We start from the raw sequence: 22,056 nt of genomic DNA on the forward strand, positions 1-22,056 counted from the left end.
GCCTTCAGCGGGGAATAGTCGGGATGAAGTCCAGAGCGGCCGGGCGGCGGGCCCGTTCCGGGGCAACGGTCCGCACCGGATCGGTGGCCGCCCGGAACACGTGGCGCCGGCGGACCAGTTTCGCCGTCTCGACCGCCACGGGCAGGGCGAGGCCGAGAGCCAGGCAGGTCAGCCACTGGTCGCCGGTCAGCGGCTGCGTCAGCAGGCTGTGCTGCAGGAAGTCGACCCGGGTCGCCACCACCAGCAGCACGACCGGGAGCAGTCCGATGGCGGCGGCCTTGACGATCGGCGGCAGCAGCCCGCTCGCCGGGTCCCGGCGGTTCGTGATCGCGTTGCCGACCGTGCCGAGCCCGAGCACCACGAACGCCATGGTCATGGCCGCACTGGGCGCGTCGGTGCGTGGTTCGTCGGGGCCGGCGACCAGCGGCACAAGAGCCGCCCCGAACAGCACCACGGCGTAGAGGAGCCAGAACAGCACAGCTCGCGCGTTGGTGATCGGCACCCCCGGATCACGCGGCGGCCGATGCATCACCTGCGGATCGCCCGGGTCCACCGCGATGATCAGTACGCCGACAGCGGTGGCGAAGAAGAACAGGTAGAGCACCATCGCCGGGGTCAGCGCCACGCCCTGATTGATGTTGAAGGCGGTGGCCGCCACGAAGAGCATCACCAGCGCGAGCAGCTGGGTCATCTGATAGCGCACGTACGCGACGATCTTCTCGTACACCCGGCGGCCGATCTCCACCGCGCGCACGAGCGTGCCGAAGTTGTCGTCGGTGAGGATCATGCGGGCCGCCTGCTTCGTGACCTCGCTGCCGCTGCCCATCGCGACACCGATGTCGGCCTGCTTGAGCGCAGCCGCGTCGTTGACCGCGTCACCGGTCATGGCGACGATCCAGCCCTGCCGCTGCATCGCCCGGGCGATGCGCAGCTTGTCCTCCGGTGAGACGCGGCCGAAGACGTGCAGCCCGGGCAGTCGCCGGTCGAGCGCCTCGTCGGAGAGCTCCCCCAGCTCGCTGCCGCTGATGGCGCCCGAGCCGAGCCCGAGCATGCCGGCGATCGCCTGGGCCGTGACCGCGTGATCCCCGGTGATGACCCGGACGTCGATCCCGGCCCGGAGGGCGGCGCGGACCGCGGACCGCGCCTCGGCCCGCAGCGGATCGATGATGCCGACCATGCCGACGAAGCTCAGACCCCGGGTCAGCGACATCGGGTCGGCGGTCACCGCGGGGACCTCGCCGGGTTCGACGATCCGGGCCGCGAATCCGAGGACCCGCAGGCCGTCGGCGCCCATCCGCTGGTTGGCGGCCTCGATCGCCGCGCGAACGTCGTCGATCGGCTGCTGCCGTTCGTGCAGCGGGCCGCCGGCCCGGTCGCAACGGGCCAGCACCACGTCCGGCGCGCCCTTGACCAGTTCGATGATCCGTTCACCGCCGTCCACCGGATACCGGTGAAAGGTCGCCATGAACTTGTAGTCGGAATCGAACGGGACCTCAGCCAGCCGGGGGTACGCCCGCCGCGTCTCGTCGGCGTCGACGCCCAGCTTGGCCGCGAGGACGACCAGCGCCGCCTCGGTCGGATCGCCGACCACGGTCCCGTCGTCCGCCACCGTTGCGTCGCTGTCGAGGACGAGGCCGAGGGCCAACCGGGTGAAGTCGGGCACCGGGATTCCCGCGACCGACGTGATGGCACCCGCCTTGCGATACCCCTCACCCGCCACCGAGAACCAGGCGCCCCCGGTATAGAGCAACGAGACCATCATCTGGTTCATGGTCAGCGTGCCGGTCTTGTCGGTATTGATGGCGCTCGTCGCCCCGAGGGTCTCGACATCGGTGAGGTTCTTGACGATCGCCCGCGCCGACGCCAGATTCTTCGCGCCGTAGGACAGCAGCCCGGCGACGAAGGCCGGCAGACCGGTAGGGATGGCGGAGATCGCCATCGCGGTGCCCAGCATGAGCAACTGCTCCAGCTCCAGGCCGCGCAGCGCACCCACCACCACGATGAACGCGACCGCGGTCCAGGCGACGATCCCCAGCACCTTGGTCAGCGCATCGAGTTCCCGCTGTAACGGCGACCGGGTCCGCTCGACCCGGGTGATCATGGTGGCCATCCGGCCCATCTCGGTCCGCATACCGGTCGCCGTGACCGCCATCGTCGCCGTCCCCCGGGTCACCGAGGTGTTCTGGAACAACAGGTTCGACCGATCGCCCAGCGCCACGTCACCCGGCGGCAGGACGCGTGCATCCTTCGCGACCGGTGTGCTTTCCCCGGTCAGCGCGGCTTCCTGGGTCTCCAGCGTGGCGGAACGCAGCACCCGTCCGTCGGCCGGGACCACGTCACCGGCCTCCAGGAGAACGATGTCACCCGGCACGAGCTCGGCGGCCGGCACCAGCACGGTCCGGGACTCGCGAATCACCCGGGCAGCCGGGGCCTGCATCTTCGCAAGGGCGTCGACGCTCGCCCGTGCGGCGAGTTCCTGCCGGGTGCCGAGCAGCACGTTGAGCAGCACGAGCGATGCGACGATGACGGCTGTCGGAATCTCGCCGATGACCGTCCCGGCGGCCACCACGAGCACCAGCATGACGTTCATCGGATCGCGCAACTGCCGCGTCGCCACCGCCCACGTGGACGGTGGCTTGACGTCGGCGATGCGGTTGGGGCCGTACCGCTGCAGCCGTACCGTCAGTTCCTTCCCGCTGAGGCCCTTCCGGGCGTCCGTGCCGAGCGCCGCGACCGCCTCCGCCGCCGTGCGGGAGTACCACGGCGGGCGGCCGGCATCGGCATCGGGCAACCGATCATCGATCGTGCTGGTCGCTTCTGTCATCGTTGGCCCCCAGGGTGCGGGCGGGCGAATCCCGCCCGGCCTACAGGTCCACGCTCACGTGCCGCCGACCGGCACCCCTCACCCCACAAGGATGGTTTCGATCGCCCTGCCTCGCCGCGACCTGCCTTCCCCCGGAACCGGACGGCGAGCCGTTCATCCCCGGCAGATGACGTCCGCCGGCAGTGGCACCGGCCATCCTGCGGACAGGGGTCCTGAGCACCCGGACGGGAAGGACGACATGCGGCCTGATCGCACGACGCGGCGAAGCTCCGAACAGGACGGCGACAAGGCACCGTGGACGATTCTCGCGGTGGCGGCCACGACCCTGGTCCTGTCGTGGGCCGGGTGGAACCGCATCGAGGTGCGGCCCCCGCACGGAGAGCCGCCGCGGCGTACGCCGGTCGTCGTGGCCCTGATGAACGACCCGCCCGGGCACCGGACCACTGCCGGCGACCCAGGAACGGCGCATCGCATGCCGGTCCGGGAGAGCAATCCCGGGTCCTCCGGCGCTTCGATGACCGGGCCCGGACGGGTGGCGACCGGCCGCTCGCTGGGCAGCCGCATCCTTGTCCCGGGCGAGTAGCCGGCAGACATGCGGGCGCCGAGCAGGAAGCCGCTCGGCGCCCGCGATCAGGGTCACCCCCGCGCCGTGTCGCGCGGCCGGAGAAGTGCGTCAGTACGCGGGCCGAACGGCACACCGCGCCACGCCACCATCCCGGCGGACGTCGCGGCCCTCGCCCTGGCCCAATGCCTGCGCGCCAGTTCGGACGGCGGAGTCTCCATCCGCGCCACGCGATGCCGGGTCAATGCCGCGACCGCGACCGTGCACACGGTCAGCCCCGCAAGACCCAGGACGCCTGCCGCCACCTCCAGCGCCGCCCCTGCCACGAAGAACCGGCGAGCCGATCGTCCCGGGTCATTCTGTGGTTCTCTCATCTCGAGCCTCCGCTTCACCGGTACGGTTCACACTTCCGTTCACCATCACAGCCACCCCCCGGCCTGGATTCACCCCGGTGGAGCGATTTCTGTGGCCTCCACCGGCCATGCGGTGCGACCGGGTGCCGGTCGCGGCCCGGGTGCCGGTCGCGGTCCGGGTGCCGGTCGCGGTCCGGGTGCCGGTCGCGGTCCGGGTGCCGGTCGCGTCGCCTCGCGGCACATCGCAACCAGTTCGCGGGCGCTGGGACGGCTGCGGGGATCGTGGGCCAGCGCCGCACGTACCACCGCTGCAAGGTCCTGATGCAGCCCCGAGAGGTTCGGCTCCCCCGAGCCGACGCGCAGGATCCAGTCGGCCTCGTACCGGCCGGCGAACGGATGCACTCCGGTGGCCAGGTAGGCCACCATGCTTCCCCATGCGAAGACGTCCGCGCTCGGCGCCAGCGGTTCACCGCGCAGCTGCTCCGGTGCGGCCCAGCCGCGACTGCACCTGACGAAGCTGTCATTCACGGTGCGTTCCCCGACGTACCGGGAGATGCCGAAGTCGATCACTCGGACATCGTCGTCGCCGACCAGCAGGTTGGACGGCTTGACGTCACAGTGCACGACGCCGCTGCCGTGCACTGAAGCGAGCGTTTCGGCGAGGTCGCCACCGAACGTCCACAGCTCGGCTATCGACATCGTCTCGCCCATCAGCACCGATCCGCACACGTGATCCGGCAGGTAGGCGGTCACCAGATAGGGGCCCATCGCCGCGACGCCGTGGGCGATCGGCACTGCCGTGCGGGCGGCATCCACGGCGGAGGCGATGGCGAACTCACGCCGGCAGGAGGCGATGCCCGTACCGTGGCGGAGAATTTTCACCGCTACCGGAGGGCCGCCGGCGAGTGGTGCTGCCAGAAAGACGGTCGCCGTCCCGCCCCTGCCGATACGTGACAACAGTTGAAAGCCATCCACTATGGACGACCTGCTCGAGCCGGACATCAGGTCTGGAAGGCACTCGTGCCGGGCTCCGCGGCGGGTGGCGGTTCGGGCTGTGGTTGCCCGCTGAGAACGGCGGCGAGCGCGCGGCCCGCCCGGTCGACCCGTACCCGTAGCATCGCCCAGTCCTGCCCGGCGCCGAGCGCCTCGGTCTCGACATCGACGGCGGTGATCAGCTCGTGCAGCAGGGCGGTCACGCGCAGCGACCAGTTCCGCCGGGCGTCACCTGTCGCCCGCTCGGCCAGCGCGTCCCACCGGTTCTGTACGTCGAGGAGGTCGGCTCGTACCGGCCCCCAGACCAGGAACCGCCGCTCGGCGGTGGTCGTGTGCAGTACCGGAGGGAGCCGGGTGGCGGTGATCCCACGGGTCTCCGACTCCAGGGCGCGGGCCTCGGTGTCCCACCCCGCTCTCCGCTGCGAGCGTCCGACCAGCACCCAGGCGACAATCAGCGCTGCGGCCAGGGCGAGCAACAGGAACCAGCCCAGCAGGCCCAGACCCTCGGCGGTGCCGGCGGCGGGAACGGCGGACGCGGAGGCCGTGGGCGTCTGCTCGGCCTGCGTGGTGGTCGGGGCCGGCACTGTGGTCCGCGTGGGGCGGGCCGGCGCGGGTTCCGTGTCGGCCGGTGGAGGGCTCGTGGTGGGCGCCGGAGCGGTGGACCGGGTGGGACGCGTCCGCTCCGAGGTCACGACGCTGGTCTCCGGGGCCCGGTTGGCCTTTGTCGCCCCGGTCGTCCGCTCGGGCGTGGGAGTATCCGGCACGCCGGAGGCGGAACGTTGCGCCTCCCGCTGTTCGGCACGCGTCGACGGCAGGCCGGACGGTCTCTCGCCGCCCCCGGCCCCACAGGCGGTGAGCCCGACAACGATGCCGAACAGCAGCCCGAACAGAACGGTGAGGCGCGGTCGGCGACGGTTACGCCCAGGTCGCATCAGTGGCTCCTTCCGCGGCGGTGATGGGAGGCCTTGGCCCAGCGTCACAGCACGGTGCGGGCAGGGCCCCATCCGCGAGGGATGAGCGCGCCCGCGAAGCCGGCCCACCTCCCCACGACACCGCCCCCTCGGCGGGTCGTTCGGCCGTTCAGCCGGCGTCGGGGGCGAGGCGGCGGGGCGCCAGGCGGAAAGCGCCGGGGGTCATGCCGCGGTCGCGGACGAAGGCGCGGGTGAACGACGGCACGGACCGGTATCCCACCCGGGCGGCGACGGCCTCGACCGGGTCGCGGGTGTCCCGGAGGTCGACAGCGGCGAGGTCCATGCGCCACTGGGTGAGGTAGCTCGCCGGGCTGCGGCTCATGGCCGTCTGGAAGCGGCGTGCCAGGGTCGCCCTGCTGACGTGCATCGAGGCGGCCAGCGTCGTGGTCGTCCAGTCCGCGGCCGGGTCGGCGTGGATGCGTTCCACCGCCTCGCGCACCACGGGGTCGTCGACCCATCCCAGCCACGTGCCGCGCGGCTGCGCCGTGCGGCCGGACAACCAGCCCCGGACCAGCTGGATCAGGATGAGGTCGACCAGGCTCTCGATCACGGCGCCGGTGGCGAGCTGCGGGCGGGCGAGTTCCCGGCCGAGCAGGCGCACGATGTCGTCCAGGTACGCCGCGCCGGACTCGCCGCCCTGGAAGTGGAAGGGGTCGGGCAGCTCGTCGAGCACCTGCGTCCTGGTCAGGTGGTTGCAGTCGTAGTAGATGGTGAACAGTCGCGTGCGTGCCGGACCGGAGCCGAGGAACACCGTCCGGCCGTCCCGGGGCGGGCAGACCGTTGCCTCCCGCATCGAGGGGCCGCCGTCGGGAACATCGGTCAGCCCGTGCGGCGCGCCGGGTGGCACCAGCACGACGTCGCCGGCGGCCAGCCGCACGTGCCGCCCGTCGCCCATCACCAGCCACGCGCCTCCACTGAGGACCGCGTGAGCGGCTATCCCTCGATAGTTCGCCAGCTCGGCGTGCCAGTGGGTGCCCGCTTCCATGCGTGCCCCCACGGAGCCCTTCATGCCCGACACCCGAAGCACCTCGGTGACCAGATCCACGCCGTGAGCTTAGCGGTATGCGTCACCGAGTGAGTCATACGGATAAGAGATATGCGTCAGACGAGCATCGACTGTCGCAGGCGATGCTTCATAGCATGACGTCATCCCATTCGATCCGATGGCAAGGCGAGGCAAGACATGCAGCTTCAGGGACGTACCGCGCTGGTGACCGGGGTCGGGGCCGGCAACCTCGGGCACCACTTCGTTCAGCAGCTCCTCGAGCGGGGAGCGGCGCGGGTCTACGCCACCGCGCGCCGCCCCGAGAACATCGACGCCCCCGGCGCCGAGGTGCTGCGGCTCGACATGACCCACCAGGAGTCGGTCACCGAGGCCGCGGCCGTCGCGCACGGCGTCGACCTGCTCATCAACAACGCCTCCGTCGCCTTCCCCGGGCTCACCTTCCTCGGCGGCGACCCGGAGATGATCCGCCGCCAGTTCGACACCAACGTCTTCGGCACGCTCGCCATGATCCGGGCGTTCGCCCCGGTTCTGGCCGCCAACGGCGGCGGCGCCATCCTCAACGTGCTGTCGGCGGCGGCCTGGTCGGCCACCGAGGGACTCGGCGTCTACGGCGCGTCCAAGGCAGCCCTGTGGAGCATGACGGCCAACCTGCGCGGCGAATTGTCGAGGCAGGGAACGTTCGTCAGCAGCCTGGTCTTCGGCATGGCGTCCACCCCCGTCATGAAGGCGCTGGTGGACAGCGTCGCCGGCCCCGGGGCCCTGGACGACCTCATGACCGATCCGGCGGTGATCGTCGCCCGGGCCCTGGACGGCCTCGAGGCCGGCAGCATCGAGATCGTGGCGGACACGCTCGCCGTGGACGCCAAGGCGGCGCTGACCGGCGACGGCAAGTCCGCGTACGGCTCGCTCTCGGACGACTACTCCATCCCGCAGCCCACGAGCGCCGTGCCCGGCGAACTCTGAACACACCGGCGTTGTCCTCATCGGCACCAGCCGCTACGTTCCGGGAATGGACAGCTCCTATGTCGTACGGGCGGCCCATGCGTTCGACGGTGAGGCCTTCCTCGCCGACGGGGTGCAGGTTCACGTCGAGGGCGGTCGCATCGCCGCGGTCCGGCCGCGGCACGCGCCGGTGCCCCCGGGCCTGCCGGTATGGGATCGGCCCGGCGCCACCGTCCTGCCCGGCCTGATCGACACCCACGTCCACCTCGTGGCCGGCGACGAACCGGACGCCCTCGTGCTGGATGCCGGGCGATCCGCGGCCGAACGCGAACAGGTCATCCGCCGGGCCCTGCTGGCGCAGGTCCGCGCCGGGGTGACCACGGTGCGGGACCTGGGCGACAACCGGTTCGCGGTCCTGGACCGGACGGTCCGCGACGATGAGCCCTCGGTCGTCGGATCCGGGCCGCCCATCACGTCGGCCGACGGTCACTGCGCCGCGCTCGGCGGCGCAGTGACCGGACGGGATGCGCTGCGGGCCGCTGTCGCCCAGCGACATGACCACGGCGCCCAGATCGTCAAAGTCGTCGTGAGCGGCGGAGCGATGACGGCCGGGTCCGATCTGCTGCGATTGCAGTTCGAGGTCGCCGACGTCCGCGTCGTGGTCGACGAGGCTCACCGCCGCGGGCTGCCGGTGACCGCGCACGCCCACCCGGTGTCCGCCGTCGAGGTGTGCCTGGCCGCGGGCGTGGACGCGATCGAGCACTGCACGTGCCTGACTCCGTACGGAATCCACACCCCGGACGCGGTGGTCGCCGGGCTGGCCGAACGCCGGGTCCGGGTGTGCCCGACGTTCGGCCGGTTGCCCTCGCTTCCGCCGTCGCCGCAGGCGATCGAGGTCATGCGCCGCACCGGGATGACGCTGGAGGCCCGGTTCGCGCAGGTCGGCCGGCTCCACACCGCCGGGGTGCCCCTGCTCGCCGGCTCGGATGCCGGCATCCACCCCGCCAAGCCGCACGGGGTGCTTGCGCATGCGGTCGGTGAGCTGGTCCGGTCCGGCCTACCGGTGTCCGCCGCGGTCGCTGCCGCGACCTCGGAGGCCGCGGAGGCGTGCGGGCTGACCGGCACCGCGGGACGGCTTCGCCCGGGCATGGCGGCTGACCTTGTCGTGGTGGACGGTGACGTGCAACGCGACGTCCTTGCCCTCACCCGGATCCGGGAGGTGGTCCTGCGCGGCCGGCCCGTCGTCAGCGCCGCCGGGCCACCAGCACCGAGTTGATCACCTCCCCCAGAGGGTGCAGGAGGAGCTCCGGCACCAGTCCGGCGTCATGGACGTCGCCGGTGTCGACCACGGGGTACAGCAGCGACCTCAGGCCGTCCGCGCTGCGGATGACGACGTGGGTTCCGGGCTCGACGGACAGTGCGACGGCTCGCAACGCCGCCCGCTTCTGCGCCTGCGTGGTGCCGACCAGCGCGGCGACGACCACGACGTCGCAACCGGCGACCGCGGGTGCCATGTCGGCCGGGGAGGCCGCGTCGGCCAGGAGGACGCTGATCCGATGCGCCGGGACGAGCCGATCGACGAGGCGGCGGGAAAGCTCGACGGCCTCGCGGTCCCGGTCCACGACCGTGGCCTCGGCTCCCAGGGCGCGGCACAGCAGGATGGCGCTCAGCGGCAACGGACCACCGCCGACGAAGCAGAGCCGGCGGGTGCTCCCGGGCGGGTGACCCGCTCCCGCCAGGGCGTGCACCTCGAGCCGGGCGAGTTCCTCGTAGTTGCGGAGGTACGGGAAGGCGGCCGTCTCGGCGTCCGGATCGGCGGCGGCGAGCACCCTGCGGGCCCAGGCCTGTTCGAGCAGGGATTCCCCCTGCGCGCACAGCCGGATCAGCTCCGATCGCACGCCGCCGATGCGCGGGTCGGACAGCGCTGACGCGACTTCCCCGGCATCGGTGTGGAGGCAGGCGCTCACCAGATCGGCGAAGAGCGCGTCGACCACAGCCGACGGGGCGAGATCGCGCTGTGCCCGCAGCCTCTCGTACAGGCCGAGAATGCGGCCGGACAGTGAACCGGCTGAGGCGATGTCCCAGTCGCGAGCGGTGGACAGGCTCAGCATCCGGGTGCCCGCAGCACCGCGTCGACGTCGATCTCGAAGTGCACCGTGTGGAACGGGTCAGGCCTGGCGTCATGGATCTCGCGGGTCGGCATCGAACGCCAGAACGCCTCCGCGCCGGGGACGCCGGCATCGGTGTGCAGGTACACCCGGCGGTATCCGCCCGGGCCGGCACTCCAGGCCACGGCCCGCCCGGCAAGGGCACGACCCACACCGCGGCGACGCGCCCTCCGGGCGACCCACACCCGGACGAGCTGGCACACCTCCGGCCGGTTGTATTCGCGCGCGAGCCACTCCGGGTTCGGCGGGCTGGTCAGCACGCACGGCTTGACGGCAGCGGTGCCCACGACGCCGGCCACGTCCCGGGCGACGAGCAACACGCACCCCGGGCGGCGCAGGTAGGCCGCCTCCAGATCATCGAGATCTCGATGCCACTGCTCGCGGTATCCGCCGAGGTCGGTGCGCAACACCTCCCGCATGACCGCCTCCGCCTCGAGCAGATCCGCCGGCGCGGCCGGCCCGACGATCAGGTCCGAGGACTCGACCAGGCCCGTTCCCTGAGGGCTCGACATACTTCGGGTTCTCCCATCGGTACTTCGACATTCTCCGGTTCAAGCGATGCCCGGACGACCTCGGCCGGCCGGGCATCGTTAATAGCAACGATTTTCATTTGCTCAGGTGACGGAGGCGTACCTCAGCACCTCGTTCACGAGCCGCCCGGTCGCCTCATCGTGCAGCGCGTAGAAGACGTGCCGGCCGCGGCGCTGCCGCCGCACCAGCCCGGCGTCCTTCAGGAAACGAAGGTGGTGCGCCAGGGCCGTCGGATCCGCCGGTACGGCATCGGCCAGCTCCGCGGGCGTGAGTTCGCCGGACCGCAACAGGACGAGAATGTGCAGCCGGTGCCCGTAAGCCATGCCACGCAGGACGATGACCGCGCGTTCCAGCTCCGGGTGGGAAGAGGCGGTGGGCGCCGCGTTCATGCTGTGGCCCTCGGCCGGAGATCCCGCACCCGGGCCAGCAGCGACGACAGCATCAGGATCGCCGTCGCCGCCAGGGCGATGCTCGCGCCGGCGGCGACGTTCCAGTGGCTGGAGGCGTACAGGCCGGCGAGCCCGCTGCCGGCACCGATCGCGACCGCCAACGCGGTCATGACCGGCAACCGGGTGGACCACATCCGTGCCGCCGCGGCCGGTGCCACGATGAGCGCCAGAGCCAGAACGGTGCCCACGGCGGGCACGATCGTCACGACGACGACTTCGATGGTGAGCAGCAGTACCAGATCCCAGGCGCCGGTGGCGTAGCCTGCCGCCCGCGCCCCGGCACGGTCGAAGCCGGTGAACAGCAGGGGACGAGCGAAGGCCAGCAGCACCAGCCCCACCGCCAGAAGAACGACCGCGGTGATGACCAGGTCGCGTTCGCTGACGGTGAGAATCGATCCGACCAGGAATGCGGACAGGTCGCGGCTGAACCCGCTCTGGGTGGCCACCAGTCCGGCGCCGAGGGCGAACCCGGCGGAGATCATGACACCCGTCGCCGCGGCGGCGTCCTGGCCGCGGCGCCGGCTCAGCGCCGCGACTCCCACGGCGACGGCGGCGCCCGCGACGACACCGCCGATGACGATGTTGACGCCGATGATGGAGGCCACCACGACGCCGGGAAAGGTGGCGTGGGTCAGGGCCATCGTGAAGAACGACAGCCGGCGCAGCACCACCTGCACGCCGACGAGGCCGGCCAGAGCGCCGACGAGCAGCACCTCGGCCGCCGCCCGGTGCACCGCGTCATCCCACCAGCTCATGCGGGGAGGTCCTTTCCGGGCGGACCGAACCGGACGGGTGCCGCCGCAGGCGCAGCGCACCCAGGGGCAGCAGCACGTAGGCGAGGACGAGGATCAGGACGACCGCCGACGCCGACGTCAGCGAGATGCCGTGGTCGACTGACGCGGTCCAGCTGAGCAGCAGACCGCCGTACCCGGCGAGCAGGACCAGGCCGCTGCCGAGGACGGCCATCACCGCCAGGCGCGACGTGATCATGCGGGCGGCCGCGGCGGGCACGATGAGCAGGGCCACCACCAGGATCGTGCCGACGGCACGGACCGCGGCGACCACCACGAGCGCGACCACGACGTTGAGCCACAGGTCCAGCCAGACGATGCGGAAGCCCGCCGCGGCGGCGCCCGCCGGGTCGAAGGCCCGGAAGATCAGGGCACGGGCGCCGACCAGCAGCACGCCGAGGATGATCACCGCCAGCACGGCGGTCTCGGCGATCTGGCGCGGTGTGACGGTCAGGATGCGACCGAACAGGAACGAGGTCAGGTCGGACGTGTACGAGGACCGCCGGGAGACGATCACCACGCCGATGGAGAACATCGCCGCGAGCACGACGGCCGCGGACGCGTCGTCGGACAGGGCGCCGCCGCGAGTCAGCACCGTCAGGAGGACCGCGGTGACGACCCCGGCGATCAGCGCGCCGGCGAACAGACCCTCGGCGCCACCGGACACGAACCCGATGACGACCCCGGGGAAGACGGTGTGGGTCAGCGCGTCGGAGACGAAGGACAGCCGCCGCACGAACACCAGGACACTGACCGGGCCGCAGATGAGCGCCAGCAGTGCGAGCTCGGCCAGCGCCCGGCCCATGAACGGAACGGTGAACGGCTCGATCACGGTTCCACCAGCACCGTCCGGCCGTCGTCCACGTCCACCGCGTGTCCGCCGTACGCGCGCCGCAACGCGCTCGCGGTCAACGCCTCGGCGGGGGTGCCCAGTGCCCACTGGCGCCCGTTGAGCAGACAGACGAGGTCGGAGAATTCCCGGGCGACGGCAAGGTCGTGAGTGCTGAGCACCACGGTGGTGCCGGCCGCGCTGAGGTCGTGCAGCACCCGCAGGATCGCCTCCTGACTCACGGCGTCGACGCCGTTGAACGGCTCATCGAGAAGCAGCAGCCGGGGTTCGGCCGCGATCGCGCGTGCCAGCAGCACGCGCTGGCGCTGGCCGCCGGAGAGCACGCCGAACTGACGCTGCGCCTTGTCGGCAAGCCCGACGCGCTCCAGGGCCTCCCGCACCGCGGCGCGGTCCGCGGCCCGGGCGGGGCGCCACCAGCCGATGCGGCGGTAGCGGCCCATCATGACGACCTGCCGGGCGCTGACCGGGAAGGCAGCGTCGAGGGATCCGGTCTGGGGCACGTAGCCGGTGACGCTTCGCGCCTGAGCGGGCGGCCGGCCCAGCACCGTCGCGCTGCCGTGCAGGACCGGCACGAGGCCGAGCACCGATCTGATCAGCGTGGACTTGCCGGCGCCGTTCGGGCCGACCAGGGTCAGGCGCTGACCGGCGTGCACGTTCAGCTCGATGTCGGTCAGCACGGGACTACCGTGGTAGCCGACGCTGACCCCGCTGAAACCGAGGGTGGCGTCGGCCATCTCAACCGGCCAGGGCGGACGTGATCACTCGGGTGTTGTGTTGCTCGGCGCCGAGGTAGGTGCCCTGCGGAGTGCCTTCGGCGCCGAGGCTGTCGCCGTACAGGGCGTCCTCGCCACCCACGACCTTGACGCCGGCCTGCTGGGCGATGGCCTCGGCGCTCTTGGGCGGCAGCGAGCTCTCGGTGAAGATCGCCCTGGTGCCGGTCGCCCTGATCCTCGCGACGAGGTCGTTGAGCTGCTGGGCGGACAACTCGGCGGAGGTGTCGAGGCTGGGGATCACCGAGCCGACGAATTCCAGCTTGTAGCGGTCGACGTAGTAGCCGAACGCGTCATGGTTGGTGACCAGCTTGCGCTGCGCCGGCGGGATCTTGGCGAAGGCCGCCTCGTTGTCGGCGTCCAGCTTGTCGATCTTCGCCGTGTACTCGGCCCGGTTCCTGGCGAAGGTGGCGGCGTGCGCGGGGTCGGCGGCGGTCAGCGCCTTCTCGATGGTGATGACCATGATCTTCGCGTTGCGGGGGTCGTGCCAGATGTGCGGATCGTGCTCCTCCCCTTCGGCGTGCTCCTCCCCTTCGGCGTGCTCCTCGCCTTCCTCCTCGTGCTCGTGGCCACCCTCGCGCAGCGTCACGCCCTGGCTGGAGTCGACCACCGTGCCTTGGAAGCCGGCGGACTCGATGGTCCGGTCGAGCCACTCCTCGAGGCCCACACCGTTCTTGACGACGATCTTCGCCTTGCCGATGGCCCGCAGGTCGGCGGGGGTCGGCTCGTAGTCGTGCGGGTCCACATTGGGCTTGATGACCTGGGTGACCGCCACGTCGTCGCCGCCGACGTTGCGCACAAAATCGGCGACCTCGGGGGTGGTGGCGACCACCGCCAGCCGCGTACCGGAGGAAGACGTGCTGTTCGCGGCGGCGTCGTCGCCGCCGGATCCGCACGCGCCGAGAAGAACCAGAGCCGCGGCGGTGGCCGCGGCCGCGAGAATGCGATGCCGATGTTCCATCTGAGGACTCCGTTCCTGAGGATCAGAACGGTAATCGTTTTCATTTAGTATCGTCTAATGCTGAGATGACCATGCATGCACACCGGATGGGCGAATGCGCTGTGCGGCGCTCTACAGAGCGACGAAGCGCAGTCCGCGCGCCTTGAGCCGGGGCAGAACCGTCTTCAGGGCGTGGTACGTCTGCGACCGGTCGCCGCCGCCGTCGTGGCACAGCAGGATCTGCCCCGGACGCGCGGCCAGCATCGCGTGCTCGATCCTGCCCACGCCGGGCCGTGACCAGTCCCTCGGATCATTGGTCCAGTCCAGCGGGAACAGCCCCGCCATCGCCACCTGCCGCAGCACCTTCGGCGACCAGACACCGCCCGGGGAACGGAAGAGCTTCGGCGCGTACCCGGTGGTGTCGTGGATCTTCTCCTGGGCCCTGAGGATCTCGCGGTGGATGGTGGTGCCGCTCCTCTTGCTCAGCACCCCGGGGTGGCTCCAGGTGTGGTTCGCGAGTTGATGCCCCGCGGCGGTCACCATCTTGGCGACGTCCTCATGACCCAGCACCTGGTTGCCGATCATGCAGAACATCGCGGGCACGTGATACCGGTCCAGCAACTTCAGGATCTTCGGCGTCCAGACCGGGTGCGGGCCGTCATCGATCGTCAACGCGATCGCATCGGCCGGGAACGGTGCCGCACCGGTCGCCTTCCGGTACTGCGCCAGCGTGAAGATCGGCGCCCGCTGCACCGCGACCGGCGGCGGCGTGACCCGCGTACTCTCGGGCTGCCTCGACCGCACGGCGGTCACCGGGCCCGCGGGGCGCGGCCCGGCGACGTCCGGCTCATCACCGCCCGTTCCCACAGCGATGCCGCCGGCGACCGCCGCCAGGGCCGCCCCCGCACCCGCGATCAGCAGGCGCCGGCGATCGAGGAGCGGGCGCCCGGGTTGCCGCGGCGGCGGCGGGTCACCGCCGGCCGCCTCCTGGGTGTCAGGCTCAGCGGGAGCCGGGATCGGCGCGCTGGGAGGCTCTACCCCGGCCGCGTCCGCCGAAGGCCCGCTCGCAACGCCGTCCTCCGGTTCCGGTTGCTCAGCCGGGGCGGCGGGGGCCTCGGACGCCTCTGCCGTCTGCCCGTCGGCGGGCGCCGGCTCCGCCGGTCCTGCGGCCGGCCCTGCGGCCGGCGCAAGGTCCTCGTCGGTCTGCCCGTCCTCGTCCGGCGCCTCTACCGTCCGGTCCTCCGGTACCGACCGCTGAGGTTCATCGGACACTCGAACTCCTCACGACCCCGGGAGGCCCGGCCCACCGCCGCCCGGCCCCGACAAGATCAATCTCCGTCGCCAGCGGACGAGGCTAGCACCGCTCGGCAATCCCCGGCCGGCACCGAAAAGAAGGCCCATCCACATTGATCGTGGATGGGCCTTCCGGTGGCGCTGGATCAGGCCAGCGCGCGCTTCAAGGCGTCCACCCGCAATGCCCACGTCCGCCGCGCCAGCGCCGCCTCCGCCGCGAACGTCTCCGCCGCGTGGTAGCTGCCCGGGTGCACGTGCAGCTCGGTCGGCACCCCGGCGGCCATCAGCCGCTGCGCGAACGCGATGTCCTCGTCGCGGAACAGGTCCACGGTGCCGACGTCGATGAACGCCGGTGGCAGGCCCGACAGGTCCTCCGCTCGGCTCGGGGCGGCGTACTGATCGGCCGGTTTGCCGCCCAGGTACCAGGCCCAGGCCTCGGCGTTGCCGTCGCGGTCCCAGATGCCGATGTCGGTGATCTCGTGGCTGGACGCGGTCCCGTTGCGGTCGTCGATCATCGGGTAGATCGGCATCATGAACCGCAGCGCCGGCCCGCCCCGGTCGCGGGCCATCAGCGCGGTCGCGATGGCCAGGCCGCCGCCGGCGCTGCCGCCGTAGATCGCCAGCCGGTCCGGGTCGATGCCGAGTTCGGCGGCGTGGGCGGCGGTCCATTGCAGGCCCGCGTAGCAGTCCTCGGCCGGGGCGGGGTGCGGATGCTCCGGCGCCAGCCGGTATTCCACCGACACCACGACCGCGCCCACCTGGTCGCACAGCAACGTCGCGGTCGGATCCTCGCCGGCCACGGTGCCGAGAATCATTCCGCCGCCGTGGATGAAATAGATTCCGGGCAGCGGCGCGGCGGCATCGCGCGGCCGATATATCCGTACGGAGATGTCGGGCTCACCCTGCGGGCCCGGAACCGTACGGTCCTCCTTGACCACATCCGGGTTCTCGGGCACCTCGATGGCCCCCAGCAGCGCCTCCACGGCGGCCCGGCGCTGCACGATGTCGCCGATGGCATTGAACCCACCGGGCATCGCTTCCAACAACTGATCCAACGGTACGCGGACCTCGGGGTCGATCAATTCACGACGGGACATGGCAACTCCTCAGACGGTGAGCCGGAAACCCTCGTAGCCCTTGGCGGCGACCTCATCGCATTTCTTGCGGTACGCGCCGACGCCGCCCGCGTACGGCATGAACACCCGCGGTTTGCCCGGCACATTGGCACCCATGTACCAGGAATTCGCCTTCGGATAGAGCGTGTAGCCGGCGATCTCGTTGACGTGCGCGACCCACGCGTCCTGTGCCTCCTGGGCCGGCTCGATCACCCGCAGCCCCTGCGCGTCGAGGTGCGTGATCGCGTCGACCACCCAGTCGACGTGCTGCTCGATGGAGACCACCATGTTGGACAGCACCGAGGGGCTGCCCGGCCCGGTGATCATGAACAGGTTCGGAAAACCGGCGGACCCGATCCCGAGATACGTACGCGGCCCCGCGTTCCACGTCTCTTTGAGCGACAGCCCGTCGCGCCCGCGAATGTCGACATTGGTCAGGGCTCCGGTCATCGCGTCGAAGCCGGTGGCGTAGACGATCGCGTCGAACTCGTACTCCCGACCGGCGGTTCTGATGCCCTTCTCCGTCACCTCGACCAGCGGGGTGCGCTGCAGGTTCACCAGATGCACATGCGGCAGGTTGTAGGTCTCGTAATATCCGGTGTCCAGGCACGGCCGCTTGGTGCCGACCGGATATTCGGGGCTGAGATCGTCGGCCACCGCGGGATCAGCGACGATGTCGTGAATCTTGCGGTGGATCCACCTGCGGGCGGTGTCGTTGGCTGCCTGGTCGGTGGCCAGATCCTTGTACGCGGTGAGCAGATTGACCAGGCTCCCGCTTTCCCACGCGGTCTCGAAGGTGGCATCCCGCTCGGCCTCGGACACCTCGAGCGCGGACTTCGTAGGCTCGGGAACGGGAACCCCGAACCCGGATTCCCGCTGCGCCCGCCGGAACTTGCGGTAGTTCGCCTTCATCTCCTTGATCTCGTCGGACCGCAGGGCCCGATTCCGCGCGGGCAACGAGTACGCCGGCGTCCGCTGGAAAACGGTCAGCTCGGCGGCCTGCCGAGCGATCACGGGAATCGACTGCACCCCCGAGGATCCGGTCCCGACGATCCCGACCCGCATCCCGGTGAAGTCGACGCCCTCATGCGGCCAGTGCGCCGTGTGGTACGTCGCGCCCTTGAACGATTCCAGGCCCGGAATCTCCGGCATCTTCGACGCGGAGAGGCAGCCGGTGGCCATCACCAGGAACCGGGCGGTGACGGCATCCTGATGCTCGGTGCGCACCAGCCAGGTCCTGGCCTGATCGTCCCAGGTCGCCCCGCTGACCCGGGTCCGGAACACGATGCCCCGGCGCAGATCGAACCGGTCGGCGACATGCCGCGCATACCGCAGAATCTCGGGCTGAGTCGGATACCGTTCCTGCCACTCGTACTCCTGCTCCAATTCCTCGGAGAACGAGTACGAGTAGGCGAGGCTCTCGACATCGACCCGGGCCCCGGGATACCGGTTCCAGTACCAGGTCCCGCCGACATCGGTCCCGGCCTCGAAAACCACCGCACTGAGATTCTGCCGGCGAAGTCTGTGGAGCAGATACATGCCGGAGAACCCGGCACCGACGATCACCACATCAACGGAACGATTCTCGGTCATAGATGCCTCCAAGGGGGTTTTGGCGGCGAACAATCCTCCAGCCCTCACGCCCGCCCGCCGCCGATCCGGCCGGGCCCCACGCGAGGTACGCCAGCACCCAGCCACTCCCGCCGGGCCCGGCAGCCGCTCCCGCGGCGTCCCAGGTGACCTGAGCCACAATATAGGATGCATTCTCTCCCCCGGTCAACGTTTCCAACCGGTAAAACCCCAGGTCAAGATCGTGTTCCCCGCCCGCCGGCCGCCACCCCGACCCGCCGGGGTGGGCCCGATGCAAACCCGGCACGAGGCCGTGTAAAGTTCTCTCCTGTGCGGCCCGCCGGGGCCCACCGACAGCGGACGCCAACCGCCCGTCGACCCGGCGCGACCACACAAGCAGGTCCGGGTGGCGGAATGGCAGACGCGCTAGCTTGAGGTGCTAGTGCCCTTTATCGGGCGTGGGGGTTCAAGTCCCCCCTCGGACACACATTAAGCACACGGCCGAGATCGGTAGACACGATCTCGGCCTTCAGCGTTTTCGGGCCTGGTTTGTAGGTCATCCGCAGGCCGATCCGGCTGTAAAGCTCCGCCTTGTCCCGTGGCTCCGCGCACCGCAGGACGGTGAGCAAGCTGCCCAGGCCGTCGACAAGCGCCGCGATCTGATCGTCGTTGAGCCGCTGCGGCGGTGCCTCGCTCGTCCGTAGCGCGGCCTCCGCGGTCCCTCGAACGGTCGAGGCCTCGCGGATCCAGCCGGCGATGAGCGCGGGATCTGCCCCGGCGTCCAGCGCCGCGCGGTAGCGCTCGATCTTGGCGTCGCAGTCGGTGATCGTTTGGCGCAGCTGGCTGGTCTGGTCCTGAGCGCGGTAGGCGGCGAGTTCGGCGCGGTGGTGGGCGTCGGCCAGGGCGCGGAGGTTCGCGGCCAGCGTGCCCGCGTTGAGTTCCTGGCGAAGGAATCGGTCAACGGGATCGGTGATGGTGTCTTCACGCAGGTACAGCATCGGCGGGTGGGCGACCTCGTGCTGGCGCACGAAGTCGCGTGATGCCTTGCACCGGTAGTACAGGCGGCCGTGGTTGAGGTTGCCGACCATGTGGCGTCCGCAGAGCCCGCAATTGATGAGTCCGCGGAACAGGTACGGGCGAGTGCTGCGACGCGGCGCCCGGCCCTGCTCGCCGTTAGTTCCGCGGACCTTGATCGTCGTCTGCGTCCGCTCGTAGAGGTCGGCCGTGATCAGAGGCGTGTGGGCCTCGGCCTTGGACCAAACCCAATCGCTTTCGTCGTTCCACCGGTGCCTGTTCTCATGGCCGAGGGCGATGTCTTCCACGTCGAGCAGCACTTCGTCCGTGCGTTGCTTGTTCCACACCTGGCGACCGGTGTAGCGCGGATTGCGGAGAATCGCGCGAACGGCGCTCGTCTCCCACACCTCGGTGTTGCGGTGCGGGTTCCGGGCCCTGTCGTAGGCGGAGGGACACGCGATGCCGTCATGTGTCAGTCCGCGGGCGATGGACGTCATGCCCCGGCCCGCCGCGTACTCGTCGAAGATCCGGCGAACGACCGGAGCGGTGACGGGATCGGGTTCGAGTCGGTGCAGGCGCTTGCCTTCAGCGGCCTTGCCGGGGTTCGGGTGCGGGCCGGCCTCGGCAAGCCGGTATCCGTACGGCGGGCGACCGCCGAGGAACCGTCCTTCCAACTCGGTCTGCGACTTCATCGCCGAGCGAACGCGGATCTTGATGCGATTGCGCTCGCCCTTGCTCATGCCGCCGTAGAGAGCCATGACGAGATCGTGCGCATCCGAGCCGGGATCGATGGCGCCGCCGACCTCGGGCACCCAGAGGCCGACGCCGTAGTGGACGAAGACCGGGAATGTCATGCCAAACTGGCTGCCGTAGAAGGCGCGCTGCGGCTCGCCGATGACCACCGCATCGAAGTCCCGGCTGGGACTCTTGATCGCGTCCAGCAACCGCAGGGCCTCCGGTCGGCGCTTCCAGGGCAGCGACCGAGACAGGCCGATGTCGAAGAACTCGGCGACGACCTCGCCGCCGGCCGGCTCGATCAGGCTGCGAGCGCGAGAGAGCTGCCAGCCTTTCGACGCCTCGGGATCCTGCTGGTCCTCGGTCGACACACGTCCGTAGAAGGCGAACCTCGTCATGTCGATCGATTCTTCCGAGCCCGGTCGATGATGCGCCACAGCACATCTGCGGCCGCCTCAGACAGCGGGACTTCTAGGGACGTCTTGACCTGGGCATCCTTGACGACCAGCGTCTCTGCCCTTCGTATGCTGCGATTTCTCCCTTCGTCGTCGGGCTGATTGGTGGTGATGACATGCCTCCTCTCTGCTCGAAAGTGGAGCCTGCGCGACGTCCGTCCGTCGTCCGTCCGCGCGCTTATCAGCGCAGACGCGCGCGTGCGGACGGACGTCCGCACGGACGATCAGGTCAGGCTCTCCAGCGTCCGCGAGTGACCTGCCGGGCATGCCCGGCGGCGGCGTGCGCCTGAAGCCGCTCGTAGATCCACGTCCGTCCCATCCCGATGAGCCGCATGAGATCGGCGACCCGCAGGCCTTCGTCTGGCGCTCCGGCCAAAGCCGCTATGAGCGCTTGTTCGGGGTCGGGACCGGTTGCGATCTCAGCCGGTCGGCTGACGGGGTTGTCAATCGCGGCCTGGGACAGCGCATCCAGCTCGGGTCGCTGGTCGGCGTAGCGGGCGGCCGTCGTCCGGACATCGTCGTCCGTGACGAGGTAGGCGCGGGCCCTTCTGGGCTGGTTGTGGCCGTCGGCCAGCAGGTAGAACTTGCCGGGCGCGTCCAGGGTGTGGGGGTGCCAGCCAGCGGCGAGCATGCCCTTGTCGAGGATGAGGTCGACGTCGCGGCGTTCCCGCACCCGCAGGCAGACCCGGACGCTCATCTGCGAGCGCAGCGCGCCGCCGCCCATCGCCTTCTGCGTGGGTCGCTGCGTGGCGGTGAGCAGGTCGACTGCGACCGCGCGCCCACGCCGAGCGATCGACTCGGCGTGCGTCACGGCGGCCGGTGCCGTGTCGGCCAGCTCGGCGTACTCGTCAATGACGATCACCAGTGCCGGCGCGGACGCCGTGGGTTCCCACACGCGGCTGTTGTCCCGGCTGGATGCGTGGGCGCGGGCGTCGAGCACGGCCACCGCGTCGGCCAGGAGCCGTGTTGCCTCTTCCGGCGTGGTGGCGAGCCGGGCAAGGCACGACGCCCACGGCCGAAGTTCCATGCCGCCCTTGAGGTCGATGCCCCACAGCACGACGTCGGAGCAGGCAGCGAGGTTGCCGAGGACGACGTTCAGCACGCCGCTCTTGCCGGAGTCGGTGGTGCCGCCGATCAGCGCGTGCCGTCGTAGCAGCGGCACCCGGACGGGCGTGGCGTCCTCGAAGACGCCGAGTTCCATCGGGTCCGCCAGCGACCGCGCCACCGGGCCGGGCCACGGGATGGCGCCGGCGTGCGGGTCGAGCGCGACGACCCGCATCGTGCAGCGGCCGGCGTGCGCCGGGTCCTGCTCGACGCGCACCGCGCCCGGTCGCGTACCGAGTGCTGACTCGATGGCTGGCACTCGTGCGACGACGTCCGAGATGCTCTGGCCCGGGCGAAGCTTCATCAGAGCGCGCCAGCCCCAGGTGTCCACGACGGCCGACATGAGCCGTGAGCCATTGAGCCCGACCGCCTCGGCAAGGTCGGGCCAGGCGTGGATGACGCGGTCGACCCGAACGCGCGCTCTGCGGCGGCGATGCGCCCACCACGGAACACCGAATCCCGCCACTGAGACGACCAAGACAGTGGGCAGAGGCGTGCGGCCCGGGCCGAGCGCCGTCGCGGCAGTAAGCCACATTCCCCCAACGGCGCATGTCGTAGCGGCGTACCCGCGTTCTTCGGTGCGCGCAAGGTCCCAAGGCCGGCCTCGCAGCCCGGCCGTCA

Annotated in this window: 19 protein-coding genes and 1 tRNA gene; 4 read left to right on the forward strand and 16 right to left on the reverse strand. The window is 70.8% G+C overall.

The features are described from left to right. Window positions 1–4: 4 nt before the first annotated feature. On the reverse strand, window positions 5–2,824 hold the full coding sequence (locus CLV70_RS11815; RefSeq protein WP_106126460.1) for a cation-translocating P-type ATPase: 2,820 nt from the start codon (window positions 2,822–2,824) through the stop codon (window positions 5–7). Between the two features lie 238 nt (window positions 2,825–3,062). Here CLV70_RS11815 and CLV70_RS11820 point away from each other — a divergent pair, with 238 nt between their 5' ends. Further along, window positions 3,063–3,407 (forward strand): hypothetical protein, encoded by a 345-nt coding sequence (locus tag CLV70_RS11820; RefSeq protein ID WP_146164039.1) that lies wholly within the window; start codon window positions 3,063–3,065, stop codon window positions 3,405–3,407. Window positions 3,408–3,829: 422 nt separating this feature from the next. Here CLV70_RS11820 and CLV70_RS11830 read toward each other — a convergent pair whose 3' ends face one another. The 3 genes from CLV70_RS11830 to CLV70_RS11840 form a co-directional block, all read right to left on the reverse strand. Further along, window positions 3,830–4,714, reverse strand: coding sequence for a protein kinase domain-containing protein (locus CLV70_RS11830; protein ID WP_158277755.1), 885 nt, complete (start codon window positions 4,712–4,714; stop codon window positions 3,830–3,832). Window positions 4,715–4,740: 26 nt separating this feature from the next. Further along, window positions 4,741–5,664: a hypothetical protein gene (locus CLV70_RS39100; RefSeq protein WP_146164040.1), complete on the reverse strand. Its 924-nt coding sequence runs from the start codon at window positions 5,662–5,664 to the stop codon at window positions 4,741–4,743. A 148-nt stretch (window positions 5,665–5,812) separates the two neighbouring features. After that, window positions 5,813–6,748, reverse strand: coding sequence for an AraC family transcriptional regulator (locus CLV70_RS11840; protein ID WP_211303733.1), 936 nt, complete (start codon window positions 6,746–6,748; stop codon window positions 5,813–5,815). A gap of 138 nt (window positions 6,749–6,886) precedes the next feature. On the opposite strand from CLV70_RS11840, the gene CLV70_RS11845 reads away from it, so the two are divergent. After that, entirely contained in the window at window positions 6,887–7,672 is a 786-nt protein-coding gene (locus CLV70_RS11845) for an SDR family NAD(P)-dependent oxidoreductase (protein WP_106126465.1), read from the forward strand. Window positions 7,673–7,718: 46 nt separating this feature from the next. Next, the gene (locus tag CLV70_RS11850) at window positions 7,719–8,927 is read left to right on the forward strand and encodes an amidohydrolase family protein (protein WP_106126466.1); all 1,209 of its coding nucleotides are present in this window, start codon (window positions 7,719–7,721) and stop codon (window positions 8,925–8,927) included. Here CLV70_RS11850 and CLV70_RS11855 read toward each other — a convergent pair. The 10 genes from CLV70_RS11855 to CLV70_RS11900 all read right to left on the reverse strand — a co-directional run bounded on the left by CLV70_RS11855 (window position 8,896) and on the right by CLV70_RS11900 (window position 18,151). Continuing rightward, window positions 8,896–9,762, reverse strand: a complete 867-nt coding sequence (locus CLV70_RS11855; RefSeq protein WP_106126467.1) for a nicotianamine synthase family protein — start codon at window positions 9,760–9,762, stop codon at window positions 8,896–8,898. The genes CLV70_RS11850 and CLV70_RS11855 overlap by 32 nt on opposite strands. After that, entirely contained in the window at window positions 9,756–10,331 is a 576-nt protein-coding gene (locus CLV70_RS11860) for a GNAT family N-acetyltransferase (RefSeq protein WP_106126468.1), read from the reverse strand. The genes CLV70_RS11855 and CLV70_RS11860 overlap by 7 nt, the downstream gene beginning before the upstream one ends. Before the next feature lie 102 nt (window positions 10,332–10,433). Further along, window positions 10,434–10,739, reverse strand: coding sequence for an ArsR/SmtB family transcription factor (locus tag CLV70_RS11865; protein WP_106126469.1), 306 nt, complete (start codon window positions 10,737–10,739; stop codon window positions 10,434–10,436). Continuing rightward, window positions 10,736–11,554: a metal ABC transporter permease gene (locus tag CLV70_RS11870; protein ID WP_106126470.1), complete on the reverse strand. Its 819-nt coding sequence runs from the start codon at window positions 11,552–11,554 to the stop codon at window positions 10,736–10,738. Before CLV70_RS11870 ends, CLV70_RS11865 begins: the two co-directional genes overlap by 4 nt. Further along, entirely contained in the window at window positions 11,538–12,422 is an 885-nt protein-coding gene (locus CLV70_RS11875) for a metal ABC transporter permease (RefSeq protein ID WP_106126471.1), read from the reverse strand. Before CLV70_RS11875 ends, CLV70_RS11870 begins: the two co-directional genes overlap by 17 nt. Further along, window positions 12,419–13,174, reverse strand: a complete 756-nt coding sequence (locus CLV70_RS11880; protein ID WP_106126472.1) for a metal ABC transporter ATP-binding protein — start codon at window positions 13,172–13,174, stop codon at window positions 12,419–12,421. Before CLV70_RS11880 ends, CLV70_RS11875 begins: the two co-directional genes overlap by 4 nt. Window position 13,175: 1 nt before the next feature. Then, on the reverse strand, window positions 13,176–14,171 hold the full coding sequence (locus tag CLV70_RS11885; RefSeq protein ID WP_106126473.1) for a metal ABC transporter substrate-binding protein: 996 nt from the start codon (window positions 14,169–14,171) through the stop codon (window positions 13,176–13,178). 111 nt (window positions 14,172–14,282) lie between these two features. After that, the gene (locus CLV70_RS39660) at window positions 14,283–14,954 is read right to left on the reverse strand and encodes a polysaccharide deacetylase family protein (protein ID WP_158277756.1); all 672 of its coding nucleotides are present in this window, start codon (window positions 14,952–14,954) and stop codon (window positions 14,283–14,285) included. Between the two features lie 635 nt (window positions 14,955–15,589). Continuing rightward, window positions 15,590–16,540: an alpha/beta hydrolase gene (locus CLV70_RS11895; protein ID WP_106126475.1), complete on the reverse strand. Its 951-nt coding sequence runs from the start codon at window positions 16,538–16,540 to the stop codon at window positions 15,590–15,592. Window positions 16,541–16,549: 9 nt separating this feature from the next. Then, window positions 16,550–18,151, reverse strand: coding sequence for a flavin-containing monooxygenase (locus tag CLV70_RS11900; RefSeq protein ID WP_106126476.1), 1,602 nt, complete (start codon window positions 18,149–18,151; stop codon window positions 16,550–16,552). Window positions 18,152–18,527: 376 nt separating this feature from the next. Between CLV70_RS11900 and CLV70_RS11905 the strand changes: the two genes are divergently transcribed. Continuing rightward, window positions 18,528–18,612 (forward strand) — tRNA-Leu (locus tag CLV70_RS11905). On the opposite strand, the gene CLV70_RS11910 is transcribed toward CLV70_RS11905, so the two are convergent. Both CLV70_RS11910 and CLV70_RS11915 read right to left on the reverse strand, forming a co-directional pair. Next, a complete protein-coding gene (locus tag CLV70_RS11910) occupies window positions 18,577–20,274 on the reverse strand; it encodes a recombinase family protein (protein ID WP_106126477.1) in 1,698 nt (565 codons plus the stop codon). The genes CLV70_RS11905 and CLV70_RS11910 overlap by 36 nt on opposite strands. Window positions 20,275–20,560: 286 nt before the next feature. After that, window positions 20,561–21,901 (reverse strand): FtsK/SpoIIIE domain-containing protein, encoded by a 1,341-nt coding sequence (locus CLV70_RS11915; RefSeq protein WP_245908174.1) that lies wholly within the window; start codon window positions 21,899–21,901, stop codon window positions 20,561–20,563. Window positions 21,902–22,056 lie beyond the last annotated feature (155 nt).

Source organism: Pseudosporangium ferrugineum (assembly GCF_003002065.1).
GTDB lineage: Bacteria > Actinomycetota > Actinomycetes > Mycobacteriales > Micromonosporaceae > Actinoplanes > Actinoplanes ferrugineus_A.